The 14,163-nt window shown below is 61.6% G+C and carries 10 protein-coding genes; 6 read left to right on the top strand and 4 right to left on the bottom strand.

All coding sequences use genetic code 11. The features are described from left to right. Window positions 1–214 precede the first annotated feature (214 nt). The 5 genes from JYP46_RS04100 (at window position 215) to JYP46_RS04080 (ending at window position 6,086) form a co-directional block, all read left to right on the top strand. Window positions 215–1,381, top strand: coding sequence for an MFS transporter (locus JYP46_RS04100; RefSeq protein ID WP_206547343.1), 1,167 nt, complete (start codon window positions 215–217; stop codon window positions 1,379–1,381). 115 nt (window positions 1,382–1,496) lie between these two features. Further along, window positions 1,497–2,051 (top strand): cysteine hydrolase family protein, encoded by a 555-nt coding sequence (locus tag JYP46_RS04095; RefSeq protein ID WP_113154649.1) that lies wholly within the window; start codon window positions 1,497–1,499, stop codon window positions 2,049–2,051. Window positions 2,052–2,518: 467 nt separating this feature from the next. Next, window positions 2,519–3,127: a TetR/AcrR family transcriptional regulator gene (locus JYP46_RS04090; protein WP_206547342.1), complete on the top strand. Its 609-nt coding sequence runs from the start codon at window positions 2,519–2,521 to the stop codon at window positions 3,125–3,127. Between the two features lie 13 nt (window positions 3,128–3,140). Beyond that, window positions 3,141–4,301 (top strand): isovaleryl-CoA dehydrogenase, encoded by a 1,161-nt coding sequence (locus tag JYP46_RS04085; RefSeq protein WP_113154647.1) that lies wholly within the window; start codon window positions 3,141–3,143, stop codon window positions 4,299–4,301. Between the two features lie 177 nt (window positions 4,302–4,478). Next, complete coding sequence (locus tag JYP46_RS04080) at window positions 4,479–6,086, top strand: carboxyl transferase domain-containing protein (RefSeq protein WP_113154646.1); 1,608 nt, start codon at window positions 4,479–4,481, stop codon at window positions 6,084–6,086. Between the two features lie 17 nt (window positions 6,087–6,103). Here JYP46_RS04080 and JYP46_RS04075 read toward each other — a convergent pair whose 3' ends face one another. The 3 genes from JYP46_RS04075 to JYP46_RS04065 all read right to left on the bottom strand — a co-directional run bounded on the left by JYP46_RS04075 (window position 6,104) and on the right by JYP46_RS04065 (window position 11,261). After that, window positions 6,104–6,715 (bottom strand): DUF922 domain-containing Zn-dependent protease, encoded by a 612-nt coding sequence (locus tag JYP46_RS04075; protein ID WP_206546035.1) that lies wholly within the window; start codon window positions 6,713–6,715, stop codon window positions 6,104–6,106. A gap of 307 nt (window positions 6,716–7,022) precedes the next feature. After that, window positions 7,023–10,919: a TonB-dependent receptor gene (locus tag JYP46_RS04070; protein WP_244974829.1), complete on the bottom strand. Its 3,897-nt coding sequence runs from the start codon at window positions 10,917–10,919 to the stop codon at window positions 7,023–7,025. Between the two features lie 180 nt (window positions 10,920–11,099). After that, on the bottom strand, window positions 11,100–11,261 hold the full coding sequence (locus JYP46_RS04065; protein WP_206545944.1) for a hypothetical protein: 162 nt from the start codon (window positions 11,259–11,261) through the stop codon (window positions 11,100–11,102). Between the two features lie 414 nt (window positions 11,262–11,675). On the opposite strand from JYP46_RS04065, the gene JYP46_RS04060 reads away from it, so the two are divergent. Next, window positions 11,676–13,631: an acetyl-CoA carboxylase biotin carboxylase subunit gene (locus JYP46_RS04060; RefSeq protein ID WP_206547340.1), complete on the top strand. Its 1,956-nt coding sequence runs from the start codon at window positions 11,676–11,678 to the stop codon at window positions 13,629–13,631. Between the two features lie 91 nt (window positions 13,632–13,722). Here JYP46_RS04060 and JYP46_RS04055 read toward each other — a convergent pair whose 3' ends face one another. Further along, entirely contained in the window at window positions 13,723–13,989 is a 267-nt protein-coding gene (locus tag JYP46_RS04055; RefSeq protein WP_113154643.1) for an SEL1-like repeat protein, read from the bottom strand. Between the last annotated feature and the right edge of the window lie 174 nt (window positions 13,990–14,163).

Raw genomic sequence — 14,163 nt, 5'->3', positions numbered from 1 at the left:
CAAACAGCCCCTGGCAGCCCCCTTGGCAGCCCCCGGCAGCCCTTGGCATCCCCCTCCCGGCAACATTGCCACAAGACGCTTCAGCACCTCTCCTTTCTTCCCTGAAACGCTGCGCAAACCTTCTGCGCCAGCACTCCGGTGCGCTCTCTCCCCAAAAAACGTCTTTCCCGGCGCTCAAAGCGCCATCCCGTTCATCCTGAACATGGAGTTTTCCATGCCTTCACGGCTTCTTTTGCCGGTGCTTGCGCTGGCTGTTTTTTTCGTCGGCGTGACAGAGTTCATGATCGCGCCCCTTCTGACGCCCATCGGCGCTGCCTTTGGCGCAACCCCGGCTGCCGCCTCCTGGCTGATTTCCGGCTATGCGCTTGCCTATGCCGTCGGCGCGCCGCTTATCGGTCTTGTCGCCCACCGGCTTGACCGGCGGCGTCTTCTGCTTACGGCGCTGACGCTTCTCGCCGCCGATGGGCTTGCGGTGGCCTTCGCCCCCACGCTTGGCATTGCCATCATTCTTCGTGTTCTGGGTGGAGTGGCGGCGGCCGCGCTCATTCCCGCCGTGTTCGCCCTCATTGCCGACCGGTTTCCCGAGGCGCGACATTCACAGGCCATGGGCCTTGTCATGCTTGGCATGACGGCAGGCATCGCCGCCGGGCCAGCGCTGGCCGGCGTCCTGACACGGCTGTTTGACTGGCGCGCGCCCTTCCTTGCCAGCGCCATCGGCTGTCTTCTGCTGCTCATGCCCGCAGGCCGTGTGCTTCGGGGCGATGAGACGACACATGCGCCTGCCACACGGCAGCGTTTAAGCGGGCTCGGCAGTTCTGGAAGAAGCGCGCTCCTGCTTCTCATCGCCAAGGCTCTCTGGAATGGCGCTGCCGTTGCCGCCTTCGGTCTGAGTGGCGAGATGCTGCGGGACCGATTTGCAACCGACACGCTGCAAACGGGGCTGGCGATCACGGCGTTCGGCCTCGGTCTGGCCGTGGGCAATCTATCGACCGGCCTCGTCAGACGGCTGTCGCACGGCGATGAGCGGCTGCTGGTCGCCGCCGTTCTGTTTCTCGCGCTCAGTTTTGCAGCCTTCCTGCTTCTGCCATTGCCGCTTGTCGGCACGCTTTTCTGCCTTGCCTGCTGGGGCATTGCGCTCGGTTTTGCAGCCCCTGCAAGCACGGCGCTGGTCGCCCGCCGGGCGGGCGCGGACAAAGCGTTTGTGCTGGCCCTGTCGGAGAGCGCCAACAATATCGCGCTGCTCTCACTGCTCACAGGTGCGGCCTTCGCATTGCAGAGCTTTGGGTTGCCTGCGGCAGGCATGGTGCTTGGAAGCGGGCTCGCGCTGGGGGCGGCCCTCCTCCTGATGGACGGGTTGGTCCAGAAGCTGGCGAAACACTAGCGCGATGGCTCTTGCAGGTCCGGCAGCCGGCGGTAGCATTGACCTGCTATCCCTGCCTGATGCAGGCACCCAGTACAGGCAATTGCACAACAACCGGATACGCAAGGGCTCACCGATGGATCTAGACGACGCCGTTCTTCTGCTTGTCGATTATCAGCAGGCATTTGACGATCCGTCCTGGCCCCGGCGCTGGAACAGCGATGTCGACAGGAACGGTCTTGCACTTCTCGCCGCCTGGCGCAGGGCAAAACGCCCGCTGATCCATGTGCGGCACGATTCCGTCGAGCAGGCTTCCACGCTGCGCCCCGGCGCGCCCGGCAATGCCCTGCGGCCCGGTTTCGAGCCGCTGCCCGGCGAACAGCTTGTCACCAAGAGCGTCAATTCCGCCTTTATCGGCACCGATCTCGACCTGCGCCTGCGTCGTCTCGGCGCGAAGACGGTGGTTACCTGCGGCATTTCCACGGATATGTGCGTGTCTACCACCATACGCACCGGCGCGAATATGGGCTGGAACATGATGCTGGTGGAAGACGCCTGCGACTGCTTCGATCTGCCGGATGGCAAGGGCGGGAGCGTTCCTGCCGAAGAGGTTCACCGCGCGCATGTGGCCACGCTCGGCTTCGAGTTCTGCAGGGTCGCGACCACAAGAGACGTTGTGAGCGCGCTCTGATCCGCCCGTATGAACCGGGCGCGACGGCACAGAGAACAGGGACGGCTTTCCCGGTTTCCCACCCTGGTAACAACGCATTTGCATACCTGCTTCTGTCGCGTCCGGGCGGCTTCGCTTCTCTAGCGTAGGCCTCGTTTGCTTGCTCAGATTGCCGCAAATCCATCGAATGCCACGGTACGCACGTCCATGGCATTGACCCAGTGCGTGGTTCGACAAGCTCACCATGAGGGAAGTGGTATCCGACAGGAGCCTAGATCCCGGTCGTTGCAGCGGATTTGACAAACACCGCCCTCCCTCATGGTGAGCTTCCTGAGCTTGTCGAAGGGCGAACCACGCACCGCGCTGGGACTGCCAAACCATCTTGCGGCATGAACTGTGATCAAACGCCCTTTTGTCCGTAACCAACCAATTCACACCCATCTTGAATTAATTGAACGTTCGTTTTATTAATACGACAGGGAGGCACCATGGCGCGCACGACCGGCTCAGACGGTGAAAAGACGGAAGCAGCGATCCGCGAGGCGGCGCTGGACCTGATTGCGCGTCTCGGCTTTGAAGCCATGTCCATGCGCCAGCTTGCCGCCAGCGTCGGCGTGCAGCCGGCTGCTCTCTACCGATACTTTACGACTAAAGAAGCATTGCTCCATGCACTCATGCTCGAGCATATGGAGCGCCTTATCGCTTCCTGGGGGGAAGCGCGTCCTGCACGTGGCTCCGACAAAGAGAAGCCGGCAGGACGCCTCGCTAAATTCGTTGAAAACCACATCCGCTTTCACCTGGCGCGGCGCAACGCAACCCATGTGAGCAATCTGGAGCTGCGCAGCCTTTCCAGCGAGCGGCTCGAGCAGATTCTTGCGCTGCGCAGCCAGTATGAGGGCGAATTGCGCTCCATCCTGACCGATGGCCAGCGCGAAGGCGTTTTCCAGATCGACGATGTGGCGCTGACGGCGATGGCGATCATCCAGATGATCACAGGTGTGATCGTCTGGTTTCGCCCGGAGCTGCGGCTTTCCGAAGACGAAGTTGCCGCTAACTATCACACCATGACCATGCGCCTTGTGGGCGCGGAGGCTTGACCGGAGGAGACCGATGTATACCGGATCGATGAATTTCGGGCTTGGCGAGGACATCGACGCGCTGCGCGACATGACGCATCGCTTCGCTCAGGAAAAGATAGCGCCACTGGCGGCGGAAACCGACGAAAGCAATGAGTTTCCAGCCCATCTCTGGCAGGAAATGGGTGCGCTCGGCCTGCTCGGCATGACCGTTGATCCGGATTATGGCGGCTCGGGCCTCGGCTATCTGGCGCATGTGGTGGCGATGGAGGAAATCTCGCGCGCCTCGGCCTCGGTCGGCCTTTCCTACGGCGCGCATTCCAATCTCTGCGTCAACCAGCTCCGCCGCTGGGGCAATGATGCGCAGAAGGAAAAATACCTTCCGGCACTCTGCTCTGGCGAAACCGTGGGCGCGCTCGCCATGTCCGAGACCGGCGCGGGCTCCGATGTCGTGTCCATGAAGCTCAAGGCAGAAAAGCGCAATGACCGCTTCGTGCTCAACGGCTCGAAAATGTGGATCACCAACGGCCCCGATGCGGGCACGCTGGTTGTCTACGCCAAGACCGATCCCGATGCGGGCCCGCGCGGCATCACCGCCTTCATCATCGAGCGCGACATGAAAGGCTTCTCGGTCGCGCAAAAGCTCGACAAGCTTGGCATGCGCGGCTCCAACACCGGCGAACTGGTGTTCGAGGATGTGGAAGTGCCCTTCGAGAACATGCTTGGCGAGGAAGGCAAGGGCGTCAACATTCTGATGTCGGGGCTCGACTATGAGCGTGTGGTGCTGGCCGGCGGCCCGGTGGGCATCATGGCGGCCTGCCTCGACGTGGCAGCACCCTATGTGCGCGAGCGCCAGCAGTTCGGCCAGCCGGTCGGCTCGTTCCAGCTTGTGCAGGGCAAGCTCGCCGACATGTACACGACGATGAACGCCTGCCGGTCCTATGTCTATGCGGTGGCCAGCGCCTGCGACCGTGGCGAGACGACCCGCAAGGACGCCGCCGGCTGCATTCTCTACGCAGCCGAGAAAGCGACGCAGACGGCGCTCGATGCGATCCAGCTTCTGGGCGGCAATGGCTATGTGAACGAGTTCCCCGCCGGTCGCCTCCTGCGCGACGCCAAGCTCTACGAGATCGGGGCCGGCACGAGCGAAATCAGGCGCTGGCTGATCGGCCGCGAAATGATGACGGAAGCCTGATGCGGGCCTTGCAGACCGCCCTGCCCGCTTCTCTGCAAGATTTTCTGCAGGATTTTCTGGCCGGTGCTCTTCTATCCGTTGCGCCGGGCAGACATGATGCGCTTACCTGACGCTCAATTCGTTTGCGCAGATTGACCACCAAAGGGCCTTGCGCCCGACAATGCCGCCGGAGATCGCATGACCGTCCTTCAATCGCAGCTTTCCACCGCCTCCGACGCATACAGGGCCAATTTCGAACGCATGCAGGCGCTGGTGGCCGAAACGGCAGAGAAAGCCGCGCTCGTGGAGCGTGGCGGGTCTGACGAGGCGCGCGAACGCCATGTGAAGCGCGGCAAGCTTCTGCCGCGCGAACGGCTCGCCCAATTGCTCGATGTCGGCGCGCCCTTTCTCGAAATCGGCCAGTTCGCCGCCCACGACATGTATGGCGGCGACATCGCTTCAGCTGGCCTGATCGCCGGCGTCGGGCGCATTGAGGGTCGCGAATGCGTCATCGTCGTCAATGACGCCACCGTGAAGGGCGGTACCTATTATCCGCTGACGGTGAAGAAGCATCTGCGCGCGCAGGAGATCGCGCTCGAAAACAATCTGCCCTGCGTCTATCTGGTGGATTCGGGCGGGGCCAATTTGCCGAACCAGGACGAAGTGTTTCCCGACCGTGAGCATTTCGGCCGCATCTTCTTCAACCAGGCCAACATGTCGGCGAAGGGCATTCCCCAGATTGCCTGCGTGATGGGCTCCTGCACCGCCGGCGGCGCCTATGTTCCCGCGATGAGCGACGAGACCATCATGGTCAAGGGACAGGCGACGATCTTCCTCGGCGGCCCGCCGCTGGTGAAGGCGGCCACCGGCGAAGTGGTGACCGCCGAAGAACTGGGCGGCGCGGAGGTGCACACGCGCGAATCCGGCGTTGCCGATCACTATGCGCTGGACGATGAACACGCACTGGCCATCGTGCGGCGCATCGTCAAAAACCTGAATCGAAAGAAGACGGTATCGCTCGATCTTCGCAAATCGATTCCGCCGCTTTACGACCCGCGCGAGATTTACGGCATCATTCCCGCCGACACCCGCCAGCCCTATGATGTGCGCGAGGTGATCGCGCGGGTGGTGGACGGGTCGGAGTTCGATGAGTTCAAGGCCAATTACGGAACCACGCTCGTCACCGGGTTTGCGCATATTTACGGAATTCCGGTAGGCATTCTGGCAAATAACGGGGTGCTTTTCTCCGAAAGTGCGCTGAAAGGCGCGCATTTCATCGAGCTGTGCTGCCAGCGAAAGATCCCGCTCGTCTTCCTCCAGAACATCACCGGCTTCATGGTCGGCCGCAAATATGAGGCCGGCGGCATCGCCCGTGACGGCGCGAAACTGGTGACGGCTGTCGCCACCGCGCAGGTCCCCAAGGTGACGGCCATCATCGGCGGTTCCTTTGGGGCCGGCAATTACGGCATGTGCGGCCGCGCCTACTCGCCCCGCTTCCTGTGGATGTGGCCCAATGCCCGCATTTCCGTGATGGGTGGCGAACAGGCGGCGACGGTTCTCTCAATCGTCAAGCGCGAAGGCATCGAGCGCAAGGGCGGAAGCTGGAGCGCGGAGGAAGAGGCAGCGTTTCGCCAGCCGATCCTCGAAAAATACGAGCGTGAAGGCCATCCGCTCTATTCGAGTGCGCGGCTGTGGGATGACGGGATCGTGGATCCGGCGAAAACACGCGAGGTTCTGGCGCTTTCGCTCGGATCGGCGCTGAACGCCCCGATTGGCGACACGAAATTCGGCGTTTTCAGAATGTAGGCAAACGGCGCGGCAGATCAGTTGCTGCGCTGCCGGTCACCATTGATGAACTCCATCACCAGACGGTGGACATTGCCGCCATCGCCCATTTCGACGCGATCGAAATCGCGGCTGCGCTGACGCTGCGCCTGCGACAGGCGGCCCAGATGCTCCTGCAATTTCGCCCGCACCTTGCGGCAGCCGGGATCATTCTCCGCGCGCAGACCGACGGACACGGCCTGGATCTCCTTCACCATGTCGGTGATGATCTCGCCATGCATTTCTTCATGCGTGCGCACGCCCGCACTGAAGCGATCCCAGGCGGCCTGCGTCTGCGGTGAGAGGGAAGAAGGCGCTTGCGGCAGGCGATAGGTGATGATGAGCTTCGGCTTTGCGGAAGCCAGCACGCAGGCTCCGTCCTTGCGCTGCTGATAATCGCGCTGCCAGGTCAGCCTGAAATCCGTATAGGCAATCACGCGTCGCACGCCCAGCTTGGGACCGCGCTCGCCGATGGAACGGTAGAGATCCAGCGCGGTGGAACCGGTGATCTTGTAGGGTTCCACCTGTTCGACGGGCTTCCACCCGGCCAACGCAACGGACGGCAGCACCACCGCCACCGCCAGGACAACACCCCGAACAAGCTTGCTCAAACCGGACACCCCCGACACGCATTTCTGACCGCACACCACGTTGCGGCTGGAATAGAGCGCTTCCGCTTTTCGTTGAATCACGGAAGCGCTCTAATTCATTGTTTCTGCGCAATTCCGGACGGAAAACCGGATCCCACTTTTCCTGGAATTGCTCTAGCAGACCGCCAGAGCGCCGGCCATGGCGTTCTGGCGGAAATGCAAGACGGGTCTGTTTCACGGGCAAGTTTGTCGAAATGACGACCCGCGCCATACGCTTGCGAAAACAGGTGGTGGGCGCCGCCCCCTCAAGCGGCGCCCGCCTCGGGCCTCAGAACTTGCCAACCATGTTCAGGAAGGCGCCGCGATCATCAAGCGTGAGATCGCGCAGATCGTCCGAGAAGCGCCCGAAATTGTAGCCCGCTCCGACCTTGAAATTGTTGCCGACATGGCGGTAGAGGGCTGCGAGTGCGCCGTAATCCATCGACTCGATCTCCGGCAGATAGAAGGCCCTGCCCTCCACCATGGCGTCCCAGTTCTTGACCACGTGCAGGTCGGCCCTGACGATGCCAAGATGGGCGGAAGACTGTTCCCAGCTTCCCATCGCATTGCTGCCATCGGTGCGCCTCTGGCGAATTTCGCCCATACGCATACCGTATTTACCACCCACCGAAAGCCATGGAAGAAGATCATAGGTGACGTCGGCAGAGACGATATGGCTTCTCTGAAGCGGGCCATTCGTCGAGCGTGACGCGGTGCTGATCTGCTCATTGCCCGGCAGATTGTAGAGATAGGTGTAACGCACCAGAGCATTGAGCGCGTCATGATCGACCGGTCGGTAGGCGTAGCCCAGCGAGCCTTCGACATAATCGCCATTGTAATAGGCTCCACCCGGCGTCTGCGAGATGACGGCATCCACATTGCCAAGGACCCGTCCATAACCATCATGGTCCATGGAAGCACCCGCGCTGACCAGATAGGTGTTGCGGTTGCGGCTTTCATCGTCTGAACGCTCGAAGCGCGCTTCACCACGCGCACGGGCATTGACGCCCAGTTCTTCATCCTTGAAGCCGACGCTGACGGAACCGGCATAGCGCTCGAAATCGGAATACTGTTTTCCGGTGTTCGGATTGATGCGATCATCTTCGATATTGCCTGCTTCAACACCGGCATCGACGGTCCAGGCTGCATCGGGCGTATAGATCACGCCATAGCGCTGAGCCAGAGCATTACGCCGGCCGAACAGATCGTAATCCGCTTCGGAATAGGCCGAGACAACATCGGTCATGCGCTTCTTCACGCCGGCAACCACTGCGCCATAGTCCCTGCCCTGCAGATCGTAGCCGTAGTTGCCATTCGAGGCGCGATCCGGATCGAGGCGATAACCGAGGTAATAGTGATCCTCGGGCGTCGGATCGTAGGTAACGGCAGCGAGACCGCCGATACCGGACTCACCCCAGGACACCTCGCCCTCTGCACCCACTTTCTCGGTCAGACGAACTTCCGCGCCAACACCATAGCGGTCATTCTTGCTCATATTGCCGCCGCGATCGAAGGTCGCCTGGGCAAAGCCGTAATAGAGATAATCGTCGTTCTGGCGATAATCGACGCGCATACCGGCATCCAGCCGCCGACCGCTATATCCGGATTTGCCTGCGGCGACCGCTGCCGGCGAATGAAGTTCTGAGTATGCGACACCAAACGCAGCCTTCCAGTATGCGTCGAATGTGTAGCTGACTTCGAACTCGGCTTCCTTGCTCTCGCGCCCCTCGACGTTCCTGTAATCGTCGTAGGAGAGTTTTAACTCCATGTTCGCGGTCAGCGGAATTTCGGCATGCGCGCCCCAGATCCGCTCTTCCACATCCACCTGATCGGTGACGCTGGTGAAGCCGGCCTCCTTCTTCTCATAGTAGCCGCCGATCTTGCCGGGCGTGCCAAACACACGGAAATCCTTTAAGTCCGCCTGTCCGCGAATGCTCCATGCCTTGGCTGCCTGTCCCGCCTGACCGGCGGTTTCGCGATCCGCAAGAGTGAGACCGCCATCGGTAGAGCGGGTAAGACCGAAGCCCGGCCCTTTCGAATAGGCGATTTCCGCATCGATATAGGTATTCTCGGAACGCTGCACGCGAATGTCGCCGCCATAAGCGGTCTGGTCCGACAGGCCCGTCTCGTCCCGCAGGCCGGTCGCACCGAGGCGCACATGGTTCTTGAGCCATGTCTCGGCGCGGCCGCCATAGACATAGTTTTCCATCTCGCTCGCCCTGGAGCGATATTCATACTGGGCCACCATATAGGCCGAATGGCCGCCAAGCGCCCCATCGCGGACCGCGCCGCCGTCGACCGTGCCGGAGTTGAGCGGCGCATCAAGGATCACCACGCCCTGCAGATAATCGATCGTGTAGTCCTCGCCATAGACCAGCGCACGACGCTCGACGACGCGCCCCGTGGTCTTGTCGCGATACTCGATGTGCAGCGTTTCGGAACCATCGACGATCCGCTGCCGCTTCAGGAAATAGGCGGAGCCGCCGGTGCCGAGAAATTCGTCGCGCTGCGGCAGTGTCTCGGGCTTTGCGGCGAAGGCGGTGGCCTTGAATTTGGGCTCGCCCCTTGCATTGTTGCCCGGCGAACGCAGCACCATTTCCGCGCCGTAAAGACCTCGGTCGACCTGGAGAAAGCGCGTTCCGGATATCTTGGTCTTGTAATTGCCCCACATGACGTGGCTCTCGCCGCGCTCAAGACGGACATAGAATTTTCCGTTGGTCGGCGCGTCTTCCACCGAGGTGGAGTCATCGCCATAGACCGGATAGTACTTGTCCGGGTCGATGCGCCGGAGAAGCTCTCTCGGGTCGCGGGCGTCGAGATCCTTGAAAAGGTTCTTGATCTCGTTTTCGCCGGTGTCTGCCGCCGCGGTGAGCAGGAACTTGCCCTTGATCTTTCCGCGCAGGTAGAAGGCCAGTCTGCCGGAGTTCCACACCTTGTCGTATTCGCCCGTGCGCACCTCTTCAATGCGTGGATCGCCGCTGCGTTTGCCGACGGTGAAATCGGCCAGAGCGACGTAGAACCAGTCATTTGTGGGAATGTTGACGTCGCGGCTGAAATAGAGCCCCCCCGCCTTGGAGCCGCCGTCGACGGCCACGTCGACCATGTGCTGCCCCGGCGGGAGAATACGCTGGGTCACGAAAGTGCCCTTGGGATCGAGCGGGACCAGCTCATCGAAAACCACAATCCCGTATCCTTCGGGAACGCGCGATCCGTGGACCGTGACGGCCCCGCCATAGACGGGAATGTTGCGGAATGCGGTTCGATCTTCTGAATTGCCCGGCGCGACGCCATTGCCGGAGTCGGACATGAACTCGCCGCGCGTGCTTGCGAAGGTCATCGGAACCGTTTCATCGAAGCGGCCCTTGGCGTCGTAGACGCGTAGCACATAGCGGAACTCACGCCCGCTCTGGGCCGGCATCACCCAGCCAGCCTCCCCGTTCACATTGATGGGAACCACGGCGACCGGCTTGTTCTGCCAGGCGACATTGTTCTCATAGATGCGCACTTCGGACCGGGTGATGAAGGCGGGATAGTTGGAGGTCGCGTAAAAACGCACCGGTTCACCGGCGCGGAATATGCGCTGGACCGGCACTGTCGAGACGTTGAGCAGCGGCTCGACATCGAGCCCGTCGAACTTGATCTGGATATCGACGGAGCTCAGATCCAGATCGGTCTTGCGCTGTTTGTCGACCGGGCGTGCGCCCGGCGATACGCCGAACATGCCTTCGTCCACGATCTGGCCGCTCTCATCAACAACCTGGCCATCCACGGAGATGACAAAGGGGATGGAGGGCTGATCGCCGGGCTGGGCCAGTTCGGTGTTCTCGCCGATCCGGAGCGTGCCCGACCCGCTATTGTCGAGCATCTTGCCACGGACGGTAGCCGGACATGGAAGCCCGCCACAGGCATCGTTCATTTCCATAAGAGGCGGCAACCCGTCATCGCCCTTGTAAACCACGCCGCCATCACCGGGGGCACCGACGGGCGGTCCTCCGACAGTCCCCGCCATGGGCTCACCACCGACAATGCGCCCACTCCCGCCAAGCGGCGAGCGGGCCAAAATGGGCGGCTCCGGGATCGGCTCGATGCCCTGCATGTCTGCAGCCAGAAGCGGCTCTGCCTGAAGGGCGGCAGAAATTGATATGATACTGCTCGCGAGCAGAAAGCGGGGTCGTGAACGTTCCATCATGAAATTTCCATTTGTTGTCTGCTGACGAATTCAACGGATCGCGCCGTTTTCACGCCTCCGAGCAAATCGGGGTTTCTCCCCGGCGGGTGCTGGCGCGGCTGACCAACCGGCTCTCGCGACACCGCCTTGCTTCTCATTTTTGTTCGGGCACTGATGGTGGGCATTCGACGCCCCGCCTCAGTCATTCTTGATTTCCGTCTTGATGACTGCGCAGGGCAGACCAGGCGACGGCGATGCGCTGCCTTTGGGCGCGACGCTCAAACCACTGATGTTCAGCGCAAAAATATCGTTGCCGTCAGCGTTACCGCACGAGGGATGACCACATTCGAGTTCTTGCATGACCATTCGGGAACCAGCCTATGTGTATCGCGCCCGCAACCAGTGCTCCTGGCTGGGACTTTGTTGACGATGCGAAGTACTTGGAACGAACCGACGCGTACTCGGGGTCTAGACACAGGAAAAAAAATAGACGGAACGGATACCGCTTGAGCAGTGCTGGAAGGGTATGGTTACGGTATCGAAATCGAAGAGGTTACGGATTAAGGCACTGAAATCACTTTGTCTTTCCGGACACAAACGGAGAGAAGACCTGTTGATGCGGTCTCTCGGACAAGCGCAGCAGGACAGTTCAGCGTGGCTCCCGGAACGGTGTTTGCTTATGCATCCAAAAAACAGCGCCAGTGACCGATTCTTCGCTGCAAGCCCGTGCGACAGGCGTTATGCTCTGGCAGCTTTGTAGGAGGATCGGTTCGCATGTTTCAGAAAATCCTGATTGCAAACCGCGGCGAGATCGCCGTGCGGGTGATCAAGACCGCGCGGCAAATGGGCATTGCCACGGTCGCGGTCCATTCGGACGCGGACCGGGATGCCCGGCATGTGCGCATGGCGGATCAGGCCGTCCATATCGGCCCGGCTGCAGCTTCTGAAAGCTACCTCAACGGGGACCGGATCATTGCGGCGGCGCAGGAAACCGGTGCAGAGGCGATCCATCCCGGCTACGGATTTCTCTCCGAAAACCCGGATTTCGTGGAAAAGGTGGAAGCAGCGGGCCTTGTCTTCATCGGGCCTTCGTCGCAGGCCATTCGCGCCATGGGGCTCAAGGACGCCGCCAAGCGCCTGATGGAAAAGGCGGGCGTGCCGGTTGTGCCCGGCTATCACGGAGACACGCAGGCGCTGGTGGCGCTCGCCTCCAAGGCCAACGAGATCGGCTATCCGGTGCTGATCAAGGCGCGGGCCGGCGGTGGCGGCAAGGGCATGCGCCTGGTTGCGGACCCGGATGCGTTTCCCGATGCGCTCGCGGCTGCGCAACGCGAAGCAAAGGCCGCCTTTGGCGACGAGCGCGTTCTGGTGGAGAAATACATCGAGACGCCGCGCCATATCGAAGTGCAGGTCTTTGGCGACAAGCATGGCAATGCGGTGCATCTGTTCGAGCGTGACTGCTCTGCCCAGCGCCGTCACCAGAAGGTGATCGAGGAAGCGCCCGCGCCCGGCATGGATGCGCTGACGCGTGAAGCCATGACGGATGCTGCGGTGAAGGCGGCAAAGGCCATCTCCTATAGCGGAGCGGGCACGATCGAATTCATCGTGGATGCGTCCGAGGGGCTTCGGCCCGACCGGTTCTGGTTCATGGAAATGAACACGCGCCTGCAGGTGGAGCATCCCGTGACCGAGATGATCACCGGCATTGATCTGGTGGAGTGGCAGTTGCGGGTGGCCGCCGGCGAGCCCCTGCCCCGCACGCAGGACGAGATCGCCGCGCATGGCCATGCGGTGGAGGCGCGCCTCTATGCGGAAGACGCCACGCGGGACTTCCTGCCGGCCACCGGAACGCTGCATCATCTGAAGTTTCCCGAGCATGTCGATGGCGCGCGCCTGCGCGTGGATGCCGGTGTTGCCGAAGGCGATGCCATCACCCCGTTCTACGATCCGATGATCGCCAAGCTGATCGTGCATGCCCCGACCCGCGAGGAAGCGCTGGAGGGGCTGGCGAATGCGCTGGAACGCACGGAGGTTGCCGGATCAACGGTCAATCTCGGCTTTCTGACCCGATTGTTGCGCGACGACGATTTTGCGGCCGGCCGGCTGGAAACGGGGCTGATCGCGCGCAAGCAGGAAGCGCTGACCACGGTCGCGCCACTGCGGGACCGCCATCTCGCCGTTGCCGTTGCCGCCACAAGCGGGACGGCCACGGGCGCCGATGCCTCAGACCCGTTTTCGGCAATCTCGGGTTATGGGCATTTTGGGCCGCTCGTTCACAGGCGGACACTGGTGGATGGCGAGGATGCGGTGGAGGCGCGGGTGACGGCGCAGGGGGATGGCGCGTTGAGCATTCGTCTCGGCGACGACGAGGCGGCGCGACCGATCATCGTGCGTCGGGATGATCCGACGCGCATCGCGCGCTGGCCGGGACATGTCACGGTTTTTGAGGGCGCGGATGCGCTGACGTTAAAGGTGCCGGATCGCCTTCAGGCTGCCGACGAGAGTGCTGGCGGTGACAGGCTGAGCGCGCCCATGCCCGGCCTTGTGAAGGTCGTGCGGGCAGCGGTGAACGACACGGTGAAGAAAGGTCAGCCGCTTCTGGTGCTTGAAGCCATGAAGATGGAGCACACCATCACCGCGCCTCATGACGGCGTGGTCGCAGAGATTGCGACCGAGGGGGCGCAGGTGAATGACGGCGCGATGCTTGTCCGCTTCCAGGACGCTGATTAGGAGAATAAGGCGCCCGGGAGCCGGTGGATCTGCGTCCGGTCCCGGGCGTTCCGCCCTCGCTATCAGTTCCCGGGCGTTCCGCCCCCCGTTATCAGTGCATCGTCATCCATTCGCGCGCATCGCGCAGCGCCTTGGCGAGTTCCGGCTTGCTCATGCTTGCGGCCAGTTCCGAGCGCAGCGCAGCGGCGCGTCCAGAACCCTTGATGGCCGCAATGTTGAACCATTTGTGCGCGGCCACCAGATCGACAGCACAATCGCGGCCGGTCGCATACATCATTCCCAGTTGAAACAGCACGTCTGCCTGGGTGGACGAACCAGCCGTACCGAAGCCTGCTTCCTGAACGTCATAACGTGCCATAATCCAAGATCCCTGTTTTTCTCCCGAGAGCCTTTTGTTTTTGCCCGTCTGGGCTAGCCCTTCGATGCTTCCGAGAATGCAGGGAGCGGCTGAAATCGCCGTTAAATCTTGTGCTTAATTTGAAGAAAACAAAGTTCAAATTTTCAGTAAACGCCTGATTTTGTTAAGCATCGC

Origin of the sequence: Nitratireductor aquimarinus, assembly GCF_017255295.1 — a bacterium.
In the GTDB taxonomy this organism is placed as follows: domain Bacteria; phylum Pseudomonadota; class Alphaproteobacteria; order Rhizobiales; family Rhizobiaceae; genus Nitratireductor; species Nitratireductor aquimarinus.
Note: the sequence above shows the minus strand (reverse complement) of the source record. Positions and strands in the feature narration are given on the sequence as shown.